We start from the raw sequence: 15,386 nt of genomic DNA, 5'->3' as shown, positions 1-15,386 counted from the left end.
TTCATTTTTAAAGTTATATCCCGATCGGTATCTTACGTTACCAGTATATAGCCCCGTATAAAAAACAGTCAGCATTTGGCGCTGATTAATAAGGTCAGATTATGAATTTCGCAGTGATTGCCTCTCTGGCGGTGTTTATCGTCATATTATTCTTTCTTTTTAACCAACAACAAAAAAAGAACACGTTATCTCGTCTTGTGTTAATTGGTCTTGTGACTGGTTCACTTTTCGGTCTTGCTTTACAGCTGATTCATGGTGAAGGCAGCGATGTGATTGCTCAAACGCTTGAGTGGGTTGGCATCGTCGGCAGTGGTTACGTTGGCCTTTTGAAGATGGTCATTATGCCATTGGTACTAGTCTCTATGATTTCTGCGGTTGTTAAGTTGGAAAAAGGCGGCTCTCTGGGTAAGATTTCTGGCCTAACGATTTCTGTTCTTCTCGTTACGACCGCTATCGCTGCCATGATTGGTATTCTGGTTACCACAACGTTTGGTCTTTCTGCAGAAGGCCTCACAGAAGGTGCGCGTGAAACAGCTCGTATTGCGGTACTAGAAAGCCGTGTAGGCTCAGTAAGCGACTTAACGATTCCCCAGATGCTAGTTAGCTTTATTCCAACTAACCCATTTGCTGACCTAACAGGTGCTCGCTCTACATCGATCATTGCTGTGGTTATCTTTGGTGTGTTAGTGGGTATCGCTGCACGTAAAGTGATGACAGAAAAAGAAGAGCTAGAATCTCCTATTCGCACTTTCGTTGAGGCTGCTCAATCGATCGTGATGCGTTTAGTTAAAATGATCATGGCATTGACGCCTTACGGTATCGCTGCGCTGATGGCAAAAGTCGTTGCAACTTCAAGTGCTGGTGACATCCTTAACCTGTTAGGTTTCATCGTGGCATCGTACGTTGCTATTTTACTTATGTTCCTTGTACACGGACTGCTAGTGTCTTTCGTTGGTGTGAGCCCAGCAGAGTACTTTAAGAAGATCTGGCCTGTACTGACATTTGCATTTACGTCACGCAGCTCAGCGGCAACGATTCCACTTAACGTTGAAGCACAAATCACCAAACTAAACGTGCCACCAGCGATTGCGAACTTGTCCGCATCTTTCGGTGCTACTATCGGTCAGAACGGCTGTGCAGGTATTTACCCAGCAATGCTTGCGGTAATGGTAGCGCCAACAATGGGTATTGATCCTCTAGACATCAACTTCATTTTGTCATTGATTGCTATTATCACGATTAGCTCATTCGGTATTGCCGGTGTAGGCGGCGGCGCAACTTTTGCGGCATTGATAGTACTACCTGCAATGGGCTTGCCTGTGACAATTGCTGCGTTGCTTATCTCTATCGAACCACTGATCGATATGGCGCGAACTGCACTTAATGTGTCTGGTGCGATGACAGCCGGAACGATTACTAGCCGAGTGCTAAAGTCGACCAATAGCGAAACTGCGTTGGAAGAACAGAAAGCGTAATCGCTACCCAATAAACATTTCTTACACGAGCCGATGGTTTTCCCATCGGCTTTTTTGCTTTTCAGACTCGCTAATATAAAAGCATGACGAATCTCCCCCAACCTCTTTCAAAGACTCACCGGAGTCTAAACAACATTTGCGGCAAATGGTTTTGTTAGCAACAATTGTTATGATATAACATTTCAATAAACTAAAGCCGCATACGAATAACATCGGAGGTTATATCATGACTTCAACTTTAACCGAGTCCATTACAACTGAAGCCTTGGGAAACACGCACAAAACAGCATGTTTCAGTGCACGGAAAGAACCGACGGTGTTGGCAGACATTTATCAGGAAGACATCAATATCGCGATTTGGCAGCGTCAATTTGATCAACAACTTATTGATGCAAGCAAAGCGTTTGTTACATCAAACCCCAACTTTGGTAAGTCGTTGAGCGTCTCCCCGGAAAACGCCTTAGAAACGTTGCAATTCGCAACTGACGGAAAAGCGCCAGAAGTGCTACTAAGAAATATTGCTGAGTTGGTTGATATGTTCTGCTATTTGTTTGAACTAAAAGATGCAGGATTACGCCTTGCAACGCTTAATAGCGCAATGTGCCCCCGCTTTCACGTTGACCAAGTACCTTGCCGATTGGTAACCACATATCATGGTACTGCGACACAGTGGCTAGCCAACGATGCCGTCAATCGCGCCAAACTGGGGTACGGTAGCAATGGACTCCCAGACTCGGAATCAGGTTTGTACATGAAAGAGAATGACATTCAACATTTGTCTGTGGGTGATGTTGCACTTCTGAAAGGTGAACGTTGGAGCGGCAATGAAAACAGAGGTTTGGTACACCGGTCTCCGAACATTGAATCGAGTGAGCCTCGCTTGCTATTAACCTTAGATTTTGGGTGATACAACACCTCAATAGTCTAAGCATTAGTCAATTCCGAAATATTAAGCCGACGGTTCGCCATCGGCTTTTCCATTTTCACAACATCACCTTGCATCTTTCGTTGCGAGTCAAGGCGTTGAATGGTCTAATACCCTCAATCGGTTCCGTAAACGGTAAGCAGAATGCACCAAGATAATCAGCCCACTTTTTTCTTTTTTGATTACGAGACTTGGGGAACAAGTCCAGCCAAAGATCGTCCAAGCCAGTTCGCAGGCGTTCGCACTGATGAAAACTTCAATATCATTGGTGAACCTTTGGTCATGTACTGTCGCCCACCTGCTGATTATCTCCCTTCGCCAGAAGCTGCTTTGATCACTGGTATTACGCCACAAAAAGCCATGCAAGAAGGCCTACCTGAACCTGAGTTTATAGCCAAGATCCACGCTGAGCTTTCTAAACCAAACACAACGAGCCTTGGTTACAACAGCATCCGTTTCGATGATGAAGTCACTCGTTACACTTGTTACCGCAACTTTATCGACCCGTATGCGTGGAGCTGGCAAAACGGTAACTCGCGCTGGGATTTGCTCGATGTGATGCGAGCGTGTCATGCCCTTCGTCCTGAGGGCGTGGAATGGCCGGAGAATGATGAAGGCTTTACGAGTTTCAAGCTTGAGCATTTATCCGTCGCCAACGGCATTGAACACAGCAATGCTCACGATGCGATGGCAGATGTAATTGCTACTATTGAGATGGCGAAGAAAGTCAAAGCCGCGCAACCAAAGCTGTTTGATTACTTTTACTCGATGCGTAACAAGCGCAAGCTGAACGAGTTAGTCGATATTGTAAACATGACGCCATTGATGCACGTGTCAGGCATGATGGGACGTGAGTGCCAATACACAAGCTGGATTGTGCCAGTGGCTTGGCATCCAACCAACAATAACGCCGTCATCACGATTGATTTAGCCAAAGATCCTCAGCCGATCCTTGAGCTTTCAGCAGAAGAGTTAAAAGAGCGTTTGTACACCAAACGTGAAGAACTGGGTGACTTACTGCCTGTACCCGTAAAGCTCGTGCATCTGAACAAGTGCCCTATTCTTGCTCCAGCTAAAACGTTAACGGCAGAGAACGCAGAAGTAATCGGAATCGACCGTCAGAAATGTTTGAGTAATCTAGCGCTGCTGCGTCAACACCCAGAAATCCGTGAGAAGCTAATTAGTCTATTCTCTATTGAGCGTGAGTTCGAAAAGAGCGATGATGTGGATACGCAACTGTACGATGGCTTCTTTTCACCAGCAGATCGCGCGGCGATGGACATCATTCGTGAAACAGATCCATATAACCTTGCTGCGCTGGACATTGAGTTTGATGACAAACGCATCAAGCCGTTGCTATTCCGTTACCGTGCCCGTCACTACGCAGGCACACTGGATGAACAAGAACAAAGACGTTGGGCACAACACTGTCGTGAAGTTTTCGAAAGCCAAATTGAAGAGTACATGCTGAATTTAGAAAACTTAGTTCACGAACATGAAAGTGACGAAAAGAAGATAGCGATACTAAAATCCGTCTATCGTTATGTAGAGAGCTTAGCCTCCTAATTTCTTACCTTGTTCAAGCGCACCTTCGGGTGTGCTTGTTGTTTTATATGCTGTCAAAATGATTAAAGATCGATTACTACAGCTGGTCCATTTGCTCATTTCCCTCGCACTCATCATGGGAGCACTTGGCATCGGCAACACTATTCAAAAATTCACTGGCGTTTCTGTTCCTGGAAGTGTCATCGGCATGCTAGTGCTGTTTTTCTCTATGACCCTTGGCTTTGTCAAAGTCGAATGGGTTAAGCCTGGTGCGGCGCTTTTCATTCGCTACATGATCTTATTGTTCGTCCCAATCAGTGTTGGTTTGATGCAGCACTTTGATATGTTGTTGGCGAATGCACTGCCAATTATTGCGAGTGCAGTAGGCGGCTCACTGATCGTATTGGTCAGCTTGGCGTGGTTCTTAGATTACTTACTGAAGGAGAAACACTAATATGTGGTTACTTGTCACTATTGTGGTTTTCCTTGCCGCTCGTCAAATCGCGATCAAGGTGAACAACCCAATCGCGAACCCGCTTTTAATCAGCATTGCAGTATTGATCCCTCTACTCACCTTTTTGAAAGTGCCGTTTGAAACCTACTACGCCGACAACGAGTATATTAGCTTCTTGCTTCAACCCGCTGTTGTTGCGCTAGCGTATCCGCTCTATGAGCAACTGCCTCAAATCAAAGCCAATTGGCGCATTATCGCGCTGGCTTGCTCTTTGGGCAGCGTGATGTCTATGCTAACAGCGACACTGATTGCCGTTGCATTCAAAGCAGACATCAGCCTCATCGCAAGCTTAGTGGGCAAATCGGTAACCACCCCTATCGCGATGGAAATCTCTAGTCACTTAGGTGGTGAAGCTGCTGTTGCCGCTATTTTAGTGCTTATCGTTGGCTTATTCGGGGCGATTTTGGCTTACCCAATCTTCAACCTTATCGGCATTAAGCACCCTATCGCTCGCGGCCTGACAATGGGTACTGTCTCTCACGCACTTGGGACAGCAACATGTGCTGAAAAACAGCCTGGTGATGCGGCTTTCTCATCTCTAGCTTTGGTGCTGTGTGGCATCATCACTTCTATTCTTGCGCCAAGCTTCTTTGCTTTGGCTGTTTGGTTATACCAATAAAGACCTCAATGACCTGCTCTACTTTGCTTCCCAATAAAATGAGCAGGTCATAATCTCATCCAGAAAATTCGCAGTATGAATATACGTTGATATAGTTATTAGTGGGACAGAGATAACGTTAAATCGTCGTGAAATCGAATACATGTGTGAGCTCACTCTAATTATGTAACGTAAATTATCATTACACACATTAACGTGATCTAAAGCACAGAACATTTTCATCTTTCACATAGAATAACTGTCCATGCAATAACAAGGATTCAACATGAAAAGTCGCATTGAACAGGCGCTAGCAAGCGCTCCTGAAGCACTTTCAACACATCTTGCTCCTATCGTTCTCGCTGACGATTTTGATGCCACTATTTCTGAGCAACAGTTTGATGAGCTGCTGAACGCTACCAACCTTTCAGACAAAGAGCTTCGTGTTGCTCTACTTCCTTTTGCCGCAGCGTTTTCTTACGCTCCAATTTCTGAATTCTATGTCGGTGCGATTGTTCGCGGTCTATCTGGTCGCCTTTACTTTGGTGCGAACATGGAGTTTTTCGGCGTTCAACTGGGTCAAACCGTTCATGCTGAGCAGTGTGCGATCAGCCACGCTTGGATGAAAGGCGAACATGGTGTGAAAGACATCACCATCAACTACAGCCCTTGTGGTCACTGTCGTCAGTTCATGAATGAGCTAACTACTGCAAAAGAACTCAAGATCCAATTGCCAGAACGCGAAGAAAAGTCACTACACCACTACCTTCCAGAAGCTTTTGGTCCTGCAGACTTAGGCATCGAATCTGGTCTAATGGCAGATGTAAAACACGAGTTTGTGTGTGATGAAGATGACGCTCTGATCCAAAAAGCGGTCAGCGCAATGAACATCAGCCACGCGCCTTACACTAACAACTTGAGCGGTATTGCTCTTGAAATGAACAGTGGTCGCGTATTCCAAGGCGCTTACGCAGAAAACGCTGCGTTCAACCCAAGCCTTCCACCACTTCAGGTTGCACTGATTCAAATCCTGATGGCTGGTGAGCTGTTTGAAGACATCAAAGCTGCTGCGCTGGTTGAGAACTCACAAGGCAAGATCAGCCACCTAGCCGATACTCAATCAACGCTAGAAGCGCTAAACCCTGATATTCCAGTGAGCTTTGTGAACGTTTAATTTATCCAGACGCTAAGCGAGAAGCTCTACCCAGTGTAGGGCTTTTTTATTATCAAAAAACCCTGCGCAAACGTTTGCTTCGCGCGTAAAAATCAGTATGATCCCCTGCAAATTCGGTTTCATCACTTTATTTTGTAAGGGAACACTATGTTCGGTACTGCTACTAGCACTCATGCTACCCGTGTATTACTTTTGGGCTCTGGCGAGCTTGGTAAAGAAGTGGCAATTGAATGCCAACGTCTTGGTTTGGAAGTGATCGCTTGCGACCGTTATGCCGATGCGCCAGCGATGCAAGTAGCGCATCGTAGCTACGTCATCGACATGCTTGATGGACAGGCGCTGGAAGAGATCATCAATAAAGAGCAACCTGCTTACGTGGTTCCTGAAATTGAAGCTATCGCGACCGATAAACTGGTTGAGCTAGAAGAGAAAGGCTTGAACGTTGTTCCGACAGCGAAGGCCACTAAGCTGACAATGAACCGTGAAGGCATTCGCCGCCTTGCTGCTGAAGAGTTGGCCCTAAACACTTCCCCTTATCAATTTGCTGACAGTTTTGAGGACTTTAAAGCAGCAGTAAAACACGTTGGTATCCCATGTGTTGTTAAGCCAGTGATGAGCTCTTCTGGTAAAGGCCAAAGCGTTATCAAATCAGAAGAAGATGTTCAAACGGCTTGGGATTACGCACAAGAAGGTGGTCGTACAGGTGCTGGGCGTGTGATTGTTGAAGGCTTTATTGACTTTGATTACGAAATCACACTGCTAACCGTGCGCGCAGCTGATGGAGTGCACTTCTGTGCTCCGATTGGGCATCGTCAAGAAGATGGTGACTACCGTGAATCATGGCAGCCACAAGCAATGTCAGACAACGCCATCAAAGCGGCTGAATACACGGCAGAGAAAGTCGTTAATGCACTGGGTGGCTACGGTATCTTTGGTGTAGAGCTGTTCGTTAAAGGCGATAAGGTTATTTTTAACGAAGTGTCCCCTCGCCCACACGATACTGGCATGGTAACCATGATCTCTCAAGAAATGTCTGAGTTCGCACTGCATGTTCGAGCGTTCACCGGAATGCCGATCAACAACATAGTTCAGTATGGACCATCAGCATCAGCGGTTATTTTAGGCCAAGGTACATCAACTGATATCCGCTTTGACAATGTTGCCAAGGCATTGGCTCAGCCACAAACTCAAGTACGTTTGTTTGGCAAACCTGAAATCGACGGTCGCCGTCGCTTAGGCGTTGTTTTAACGCGTCGTAAGACTATTGAAGATTCGATTGAAGATGCAGTAAATAACGCATCTAAAGTGCAGATCGTTTATTGATTTCATTAATCAGCTAAAGATAGACAAAAGCGCAGCTCAATTGGCTGCGCTTTTTCTTTCTGTGGGTTCGAAGAGTCCTTTATTCGCTCTCTATTAAGTAGACTTCTTCAGAGAAGCGGCTTAGACCTTTCTTCGCAATTTTGGGATGGTTTTCGTCGGCTTGGTCGACATTCAAACAAGTCACCTTATAACCCGCAAACAGATGTTCAATCTCTTCGACTGGCACGCTAAATGGAGGGCCTGACATCTCATCCTGTGGGTAGTTAAGAGTCACAAGTAAAATACGTCCGCCAGGGTTCAACAGTTGCTTAAGACGAGCTACGTATTCTTCTCGCATTTCTTGCGGCAAAGCCACAAGCGCAGCACGGTCGTAAATGATATCGGCTTTAGAAACAGGCGCAGTAAAGAAGTCGCCAGTGTAAATCGACAACTCATCGAACTGATACAACTCATGCATGCCGTTTAGTGATGTGACAGTCGGCGTGTAGAAGTGTTCAGCAAAAAACGCACGCACGGCGATAAGGCTGAGTTCGATACCCTGCACGTCATCATGCTTCGTCGCAAGCCATACCAAATCTTCTGACTTTCCGCACAGAGGAACTAACACGGTGTCTTCACGTTTAGGATTGGTATGCTGCCAGAATGCAGGTAACAGTGGATTCACGTCATCTAGGTGGAAACCAATTTGGTTACTCGCCCATTTACTATGCCAAAATTCTTGATCTCTCATTTTACTTCTACTTGTCGGCTGATTGTGGATTCGAGCTTTGCGCTTCGCTTTTGTGGGGTAAGACTAATGATTTTTTCAAATTTGTCTATGCCGTTCATCTTTGGTTAATACTGCAATGGTAGTATGGCTATCGTTCAAGAATGAACCCTTCCTTTATCTGGTTGTCAGAATAAAGGAAAGCAAAATGGTGATCTAGAACACGATTCCACCATAAGGCTAAAAAACGGCCTTGGAATCTATCGTAGAGCCCCCATTAACTAGGTAGTACCTGATTTGCGAATCTTAGTGACCTTTTCGTTACCCATTTTCTAAGTGCAAGCAAGTTAAGGAGAGTGAATGAGCTTATTTTTACGTACTACAGCATTGATGCTTTTAGTACTAAGCCGTGCGCCGGCGTTCGCCGCACTTCCAAATGTCCCGAGTAACGAGCAACAAAACCGTTCTGCTAGCCAAAACGAAGTTTGCTCAAAATTGTTTAAGCATAGCCTTAGTGGTTTGTATGGCATTCAGTCAATCGACTCCAAACCAACTCAACCTTATTCAGATTTCGACGTACTTTACAGCAAAGCTCACCAAGCGCAGTTCGAGTTAGAAACCATCTGTAAAAGTACTGCCCTTCTTACTGACGCCCAACCTTACTTCGCAGGCGTTAAATCTCAACATCGTGCCGAAGAAAAAATTGCTCACGAATTGGATGGTCAAGTAGAGCGAATTACAGACTTAGCACGAGCAACTATCGTCGCGGATGACGTAGCAAGCCTTGTATCTGTGTACGAAGCGTTAGAGCGTGAAACTACCATAGTTAAAGTGAAAAACCGCTTTAAGAAACCAACGGCTTCTGGCTACCGCGACTTGAACCTGTTGGTTCGTCTTCCTAAAACGAATTTGATTGCTGAAGTTCAACTGCACCTTAAAGCCATTGCTGATGTTAAGAATGGCCCGGAGCATGATTTGTACGAACAAATTCAGAAGCTGGAGCGTCAAGCTCTGGTAGAAGGCCGAAACTTAAATGATATAGAGACAGCGTCGATTCGCAATATGCGCACTCAATCGAAAAACTTGTATCAAGAAGCTTGGCATCCGTACCTGACGACACACCTAGAAGCGGCGTAAACAAGCCGTCTTTTAGAAACTGATTTCCTCAATACTGAAAAACCACCGCAATTGCGGTGGTTTTTTATTTGTTCTTTAGTAAGTAACGAAGCGTACAGACAAAAAGACCACGACAAAGCGTGGTCTCATTCCATGTTACATGGCTTACTGGTCTGCCTTTAGGTTCTCTACGCGAGCTTTCAACTTCTGACCCGGGCGGAACGTAACGACACGTCGAGCAGTAATAGGAATATCTTCACCAGTTTTCGGGTTACGACCAGGTCGTTCGTTTTTGTCACGAAGGTCAAAGTTACCAAAACCTGACAGTTTTACCTGTTCGCCACTTTCTAGTGCCTTACGAATTTCTTCAAAGAACACTTCCACCGTTTCCTTGGCGTCCCGTTTACTAAATCCCAATTTATCAAACAGGTTTTCTGCAAGTTCGGCTTTTGTGAGCGCCATAAAACTTTCCTCAAAGCTATGTTAAACAATGCTACCTAGTGTAGCGCCAGAGCAGTTTTACCCTACCAATTCAACAACATATCGGGGTTACATCAGGAAGTGTATGCCAAGCTTATGATTTTCGCCAACTTTTTTCTTTGCTAATATACCGAATGTTTTACCACTGCGGTACTTTACCTACCATCATTTCCAGATTTTACTTTAATTCCCTCTCTATCGAGAAAAATATCCAGTTTAAATTACTAGTTTAAAACCTTAAAACAACATTAATCACTATTTAATAAAAATGTCAGATACTGGCTATTTTACAAACAATTGACACAAAACTTCTCTGTTTTTCAGTAGTTTGAGTCACTTCAAAAATAGATCTGACCAGTCACATTCAGCATACTTTTTTTACCTATTCTGCTAGGTAAATTGAAAAACGAAAGCTTGAACGAAGACAAAATTCTGCGTGTTACTCCATGACGGCAAATGGAAACATTGATACTGTTTTCACATACCGCCCTCTTACTAGCGAGCCAACATGTTTCACCAAGTCGTCAGCATTCTCTTCCCTGTATTCGCTTTGGTTTTTGTTGGCTATCTCGTTGGCCGCTACATCAGACCAGATTTTCGCCCCATCAATCGCATTAATATGGATGTGTTCACGCCAGCACTCGTCTTTTCATCACTGGTAAGCATGCCCCTCGACATGGACCAAGCCCCTCTATTAGTTTCTGCTGTTATTGCTGTCGTCGTTCCCGGCATTGTGATGCTACCAATTACGAGACTGACCGGTCTTTCATTTAAAGCATGGGCACCACCACACATGTTCCGAAATAGCGGCAACTTAGCGATCCCGCTGTTCACGTATACGTTCGGTGAACTCGCTCTACCCTCGGCAGTGCTGTTGTTCGTTGTCTCTGCCTGTTTACACATCAGTTTGGGTGTAATGCTGCTCAGTAGCGGTAATCCATTCAAACAGATCATTAAGATGCCGATTTTCCTATCTGCTTCACTCGCGTTGTTCATTAATCTTTCTGGAATCGGTATTTGGAGCCCGTTGTATGAGGCGACCGCATTACTCGGACAAGCGGCGGGACCAGTGATGTTACTTTCATTGGGGGCCCAGATGTTGAACCTGAGATTAGGAGGTTTAAAAGTAGGTCTTATGTGTACAGTGCAATCGCTTGGGACTGGTGCGATCGCATTTGCATTAATCTATTGGTTGATCCCACTGCCGACGATGCAACTGCAAATGATGGTGTTGTTCACTATGCTGCCACCAGCCGTCATGAACTATTTGTTTGCAGAGCGACTGAACATTGAGCCAATGACAGTCGCTTCAATGGTGTTGTTTGGTAATTTCTTCAGCATAATCACGTTGCCGCTACTGCTGTTGTTTACCCTTTCACTCTCTTGAGCAAATCAGCCCTAGCGATAGTGGATCTTCGCAGGAAGCACCACTTGCTGTGGGGTGTGTTTTGGATCGGTTAGCAGCGCTTTGCCGGCTTCATATAAGCTTTGCGCAATCAAATCACAATCCTGTTCAATCGAATCTATCTTAATTGGTAAGCAATCCAAAATAGCGTAGTTATCGAACGTCGCAATTTTCATCTCTTCATTTAACAGTTGCTGCTCTGAAAGGAAACGCAAAACCCCTTCAAGGATAGAGTAAGAAGCAACAAACAAACGTTCTGGAAGGCGACCTAGCTCTTGATAGGTTTCCTGCATCATTTGATAGCCTGACTCGGGTTGGTAGTCCTTATGTTTGACCAATGCCGCTTCAAATTTCACACCGGCTTGTTCCAATCCTGCTTGGTAACCAGCAAAACGGTCTTTACTTGGAGAAAGCTCTAACTGACCACCAAAGTAAGCGCATTCTTTTGCTTCCTTACCCAACTTCTCCACCACTTGCTTAGCGGCGTTGTGAGCGTCGGTTTTGATTGTCGTCATCTGTTGCTGTTCAATAACACGGTCAAACAAGATCACAGGCGTAGACTGTCTGACTTCTTGATAAAAGCTATCGTCAGACATAGACGTTGCGACCATCAGTAAATCAACTTGTCTTTCTAATAGGCTCTTTACTGCTTCTTGCTCCTGCTCAGGTTCATCCTCAGAAGAGGCGATCAACAGCTGATAACCACTGCTTCGAGCGAGCTTCTCGAGTTGCTTAGCGGTTGTTGCAAAACCCATGTTGGCCAAATCAGGAATAACCAAGCCCAAGGTATACGTTTTTTTCGCTTTTAAAGCGCGGGCATAAAGGCTTGGTGCGTAATTGTGTTCCGCGACGACAGCTTGGACACGTTTTACGGTGTCTTCATTGATTCGGTGTTTCTTGGCGTGTCCATTTAAGACAAAGCTGACTGTGGATTTAGACACTCCGGCCAGTTCTGCAATGTCCGCTAGCTTTAATTTTTTGTTCTTCACCTGGTCATTCCGTGGTTATTTTAAGCTTGGGCTTTTTTATTATCCCGCCAATGATACTCAGGTTAATTATGAAAGCCATCACAATCCCCCACTTTGCGCTTGGGCAAACACTCTAGATCATGGTTAAGATCACAATTAACGTCATTTTGACCTTTTTGGTTCAAATAAACATTGATTGGCTAAAACGATTTAGCAAAAATGTAGTTAGTGATTAGATTCTATTTTAGGTAGTAGTTATGAGTAAGATTTGGGTGACTGGCGATGCCGTTGTTGATTTGATTCCAGATACAGACAGCACGTATTTGAAATGCCCTGGTGGCGCGCCAGCCAACGTTGCAGTCGCAATCTCTCGATTAGGCGGTAACAGTGCTTTCTTTGGCCGTGTTGGTCAAGATCCTTTGGGTCGTTTTATGAAAGCAACACTGGCACAAGAACAAGTCAACACAGATTACATGTTGTTGGATGAAGCACAGCGCACATCAACCGTGATTGTAGATCTAGATGACTCAGGTGAACGCAGTTTTACTTTTATAGTGAAACCAAGTGCGGACCAATTCCTAATCCCTGCTGACATCCCTGCATTTGTTCAAGGCGAATGGCTACATGTGTGTTCAATCGCACTTGCAAACGAACCGAGTCGCAGCAGCACACTAAAAGCGATGCAAGATATTAAAGCAGCCGGTGGCTTCGTCAGCTTTGATCCAAACCTGCGTGAAGAAGTTTGGGCTAACCCAGAAGAGTTAAAGCCTGTAGTTCGCCAAGCAATTGAGCTGGCTGACGTGGTGAAGTTCTCTGACGATGAGCTGCTGTTCTTGACCGACACGGACTCACTCGAAGCGGGTCTTGAAGCCATCAAAGCATTCGATAATACGCTTGTCCTTATCACTCAAGGTGCAAAAGGCGCGTTGGTTGTATTCGAAGGTGAACAAGAGCTGATTGCAGGCCAAGCAGTCAAACCAATAGATACAACAGGCGCTGGTGACGCATTTGTGGGTGGTTTGCTGGCTCGTTTAGCTCAACACAATGAGTGGGCGCACAAAGAAGCGATCCATTCAGCAGTTAACTGGGCAAATGGTTGTGGTGCTCTAGCGACAACGCAAAAAGGCGCGATGACAGCATTGCCAACTCAAGATGCTTTGTTGGCTTACATCTAAAACAACATTGCCATAGCTTGAAGCTTAGGTAATAAAATAGAAATCCCCGCAATCGCGGGGATTTTTTAATTGGTCGTTTTTAAATTAAACGTTTTGGAAAGGCGCTGTTGCCGCTTTCAAATAATGCAGAGTTGCTTCTCGCTCTCCGCCTTGTAAAGACAAACGTGTCGCATCGACATCAGTAAACACACGCGACGTCATCACCGCTTCACCACCGTTAACAAACACTTCAACAGAAGAAATATCCGCTAAGATACGCAGTTCAATCTTGCCAGACTCTAGCGGTAACTCGCGAACCGTATCTTGTGCTCGATTCAATGTTTTAGAACGATCTAAGATCAATCGACGCTCAACGTCATCCGCTTTTATTGTCAGTTTTTGCACTGTATTTTCGAAGAGGCATAACTCGTCTCCCCACTCCAACGTGATAGTTAAATCGAAAGACTTCGCTCCGATATCCATACCATCGGAGTTCAACACAAATTGGTTTGTGGATTCAATTAGCGATTCAAGCTCATGAATTGGATATTGATACAGCTTACCATCACGGAAGCTCATTTCACGCATTGTCGTCAGTTGATGTACCCAGCCATTGTCTGAACTCGGTTGATCGATTTCATCTGGTAATCCCATCCAACCACACATAACACGGCGACCATCTGGTGTAAGCATGGTCTGTGGCGCGTAAAAATCAAAACCAAAATCGAGATGCTGGAATTCGCTCAGTTGAAGGCCATCTTTATCATTCCAATTTGCCTTCACGATGCCATTATGGTGAGGAATTGAGTTGTGTTCAGAAAACGAAGGAATGCCCTGCGGGCCAATCACAACAAAGCTCTGCTCAGATAAACTGAACATGTCCGGACATTCCCACATATATCCGAAATCACCAAACTCATCGCCATACAAACCGTCAAACGTCCATTGATACAAGTCGTCTGATTTGTAAATCGCTAGGCGCCCTTTTAACTCTTCCGTCTGCGCACCCAATAGCATTAACCACTGGTTATTGTGACGAATCACCTTAGGATCACGGATGTGTGGTGTTACACCAGGAGGTAGTTCACCAATCACCGGACCATGCTTAAAGAAGTTCACACCGTCAGTTGAAGTCGCTAAGCACTGGGTTGTATGACGATCTCGTTGCGGCCCAATTCGTGTATTGCCTGTGTAGAACAACATCAATTCGTTTTCTTGGCTAAGCGCATGACCAGAAAATACACCATGACTATCGAACCAATCTGAAGGTGTGAGCGCAACGGGTTGCCATTCCCAGTTGATCAAGTCAGTACTGGTTAAATGTGCCCAATGCTTATCTTTGTGTTCGCACCCATACGGATACCATTGGTAAAACATGTGGTATTGGCCATTGTGGAACACAAAACCATTTGGGTCGTTAAGCAAACCTTGTGGTGGTGTTATATGCCATAAGGGACGGTGCTCACATTCAACAGGCTCTTGAAGTGATTCAAAACGTTTCGCTTGTTCTTTGGCGATCTCCTCTCCCAGCAGTAGTAATGCTTCCGTACTGACAGAATCTGAGCGCACAAATCTCACTTGCATTTTTCCCTGAACTTCTTGTAGTTGCTCAATCAACTCAGAGTCTTGAATTAGCGTGTGTTCACGCACTTCAAAAATAAGGTCTGAATCAGGAATCAAAACGCGAGAGATGTTTTCAACTCCCCCACAAACGGCAATGTATGGTGCTAACGACATTTACTTTAACCTAAAACTCAAATTGGGAACGTTTGCAAAATAACATATCAAATAACGAATTCATAGATAACAGCGGATCATAGACAACAAAAACCGTGATCAACCTAACGCTCTAACACATCTTTTAATTTATGGCTTAGTACTTAAGTTCTCGTTAGCTGCTACGCTGATCTTCACACTTGAGAACGTTCCCTAAAAAAATCCTATTAACCAGTGGAAGATTTAGATCTACCTTTCTTACAAAGCGGTAATAAGCAACGTAGAGG

Annotated in this window: 14 protein-coding genes; 10 read left to right on the top strand and 4 right to left on the bottom strand. The window is 44.9% G+C overall.

What is annotated here, in order from left to right:
• Positions 1-101: 101 nt before the first annotated feature.
• From ATB78_RS06745 to purT, 7 genes are all read left to right on the top strand, one after another.
• Positions 102-1,475 carry an L-cystine transporter gene (locus ATB78_RS06745; RefSeq protein WP_061008168.1) on the top strand — a complete coding sequence of 458 codons (1,374 nt, stop codon included), beginning with the start codon at positions 102-104 and terminating at the stop codon, positions 1,473-1,475.
• Between the two features lie 226 nt (positions 1,476-1,701).
• Positions 1,702-2,382, top strand: coding sequence for a DUF1826 domain-containing protein (locus tag ATB78_RS06740; RefSeq protein WP_061008167.1), 681 nt, complete (start codon positions 1,702-1,704; stop codon positions 2,380-2,382).
• A 162-nt stretch (positions 2,383-2,544) separates the two neighbouring features.
• Complete coding sequence (gene sbcB / locus ATB78_RS06735; RefSeq protein WP_061008166.1) at positions 2,545-3,966, top strand: exodeoxyribonuclease I; 1,422 nt, start codon at positions 2,545-2,547, stop codon at positions 3,964-3,966.
• Between the two features lie 58 nt (positions 3,967-4,024).
• Complete coding sequence (locus ATB78_RS06730) at positions 4,025-4,399, top strand: CidA/LrgA family protein (RefSeq protein ID WP_061008165.1); 375 nt, start codon at positions 4,025-4,027, stop codon at positions 4,397-4,399.
• Position 4,400: 1 nt separating this feature from the next.
• Positions 4,401-5,078, top strand: a complete 678-nt coding sequence (locus tag ATB78_RS06725; RefSeq protein WP_009705896.1) for an LrgB family protein — start codon at positions 4,401-4,403, stop codon at positions 5,076-5,078.
• Positions 5,079-5,343: 265 nt separating this feature from the next.
• Positions 5,344-6,231 (top strand): cytidine deaminase, encoded by an 888-nt coding sequence (cdd, locus tag ATB78_RS06720; RefSeq protein ID WP_061008164.1) that lies wholly within the window; start codon positions 5,344-5,346, stop codon positions 6,229-6,231.
• A gap of 147 nt (positions 6,232-6,378) precedes the next feature.
• Positions 6,379-7,554: a formate-dependent phosphoribosylglycinamide formyltransferase gene (gene purT / locus ATB78_RS06715; RefSeq protein WP_041055525.1), complete on the top strand. Its 1,176-nt coding sequence runs from the start codon at positions 6,379-6,381 to the stop codon at positions 7,552-7,554.
• Between the two features lie 79 nt (positions 7,555-7,633).
• On the opposite strand, the gene ATB78_RS06710 is transcribed toward purT, so the two are convergent.
• Positions 7,634-8,284, bottom strand: coding sequence for a thiopurine S-methyltransferase (locus ATB78_RS06710; RefSeq protein ID WP_061008163.1), 651 nt, complete (start codon positions 8,282-8,284; stop codon positions 7,634-7,636).
• Between the two features lie 336 nt (positions 8,285-8,620).
• On the opposite strand from ATB78_RS06710, the gene ATB78_RS06705 reads away from it, so the two are divergent.
• Positions 8,621-9,397: a RelA/SpoT domain-containing protein gene (locus ATB78_RS06705; protein ID WP_041055522.1), complete on the top strand. Its 777-nt coding sequence runs from the start codon at positions 8,621-8,623 to the stop codon at positions 9,395-9,397.
• Between the two features lie 144 nt (positions 9,398-9,541).
• Here ATB78_RS06705 and ihfA read toward each other — a convergent pair whose 3' ends face one another.
• Positions 9,542-9,838, bottom strand: a complete 297-nt coding sequence (ihfA, locus tag ATB78_RS06700; protein ID WP_005427969.1) for an integration host factor subunit alpha — start codon at positions 9,836-9,838, stop codon at positions 9,542-9,544.
• Between the two features lie 526 nt (positions 9,839-10,364).
• Between ihfA and ATB78_RS06695 the strand changes: the two genes are divergently transcribed.
• Positions 10,365-11,243 (top strand): AEC family transporter, encoded by an 879-nt coding sequence (locus tag ATB78_RS06695; protein WP_061008162.1) that lies wholly within the window; start codon positions 10,365-10,367, stop codon positions 11,241-11,243.
• Between the two features lie 11 nt (positions 11,244-11,254).
• On the opposite strand, the gene ATB78_RS06690 is transcribed toward ATB78_RS06695, so the two are convergent.
• Positions 11,255-12,250: a LacI family DNA-binding transcriptional regulator gene (locus ATB78_RS06690; protein WP_009705891.1), complete on the bottom strand. Its 996-nt coding sequence runs from the start codon at positions 12,248-12,250 to the stop codon at positions 11,255-11,257.
• A 236-nt stretch (positions 12,251-12,486) separates the two neighbouring features.
• Between ATB78_RS06690 and ATB78_RS06685 the strand changes: the two genes are divergently transcribed.
• Entirely contained in the window at positions 12,487-13,404 is a 918-nt protein-coding gene (locus ATB78_RS06685; protein ID WP_061008161.1) for an aminoimidazole riboside kinase, read from the top strand.
• Between the two features lie 84 nt (positions 13,405-13,488).
• Here the strand turns inward: ATB78_RS06685 and ATB78_RS06680 are convergent, their stop codons facing one another.
• Positions 13,489-15,120 carry a glycoside hydrolase family 32 protein gene (locus ATB78_RS06680; RefSeq protein WP_061008160.1) on the bottom strand — a complete coding sequence of 544 codons (1,632 nt, stop codon included), beginning with the start codon at positions 15,118-15,120 and terminating at the stop codon, positions 13,489-13,491.
• Between the last annotated feature and the right edge of the window lie 266 nt (positions 15,121-15,386).

It is taken from the genome of Vibrio sp. CUB2 (assembly GCF_001557945.1).
Taxonomy (GTDB): domain Bacteria; phylum Pseudomonadota; class Gammaproteobacteria; order Enterobacterales; family Vibrionaceae; genus Vibrio; species Vibrio owensii.
This window is presented reverse-complemented; position numbering and strand designations above follow the sequence as displayed.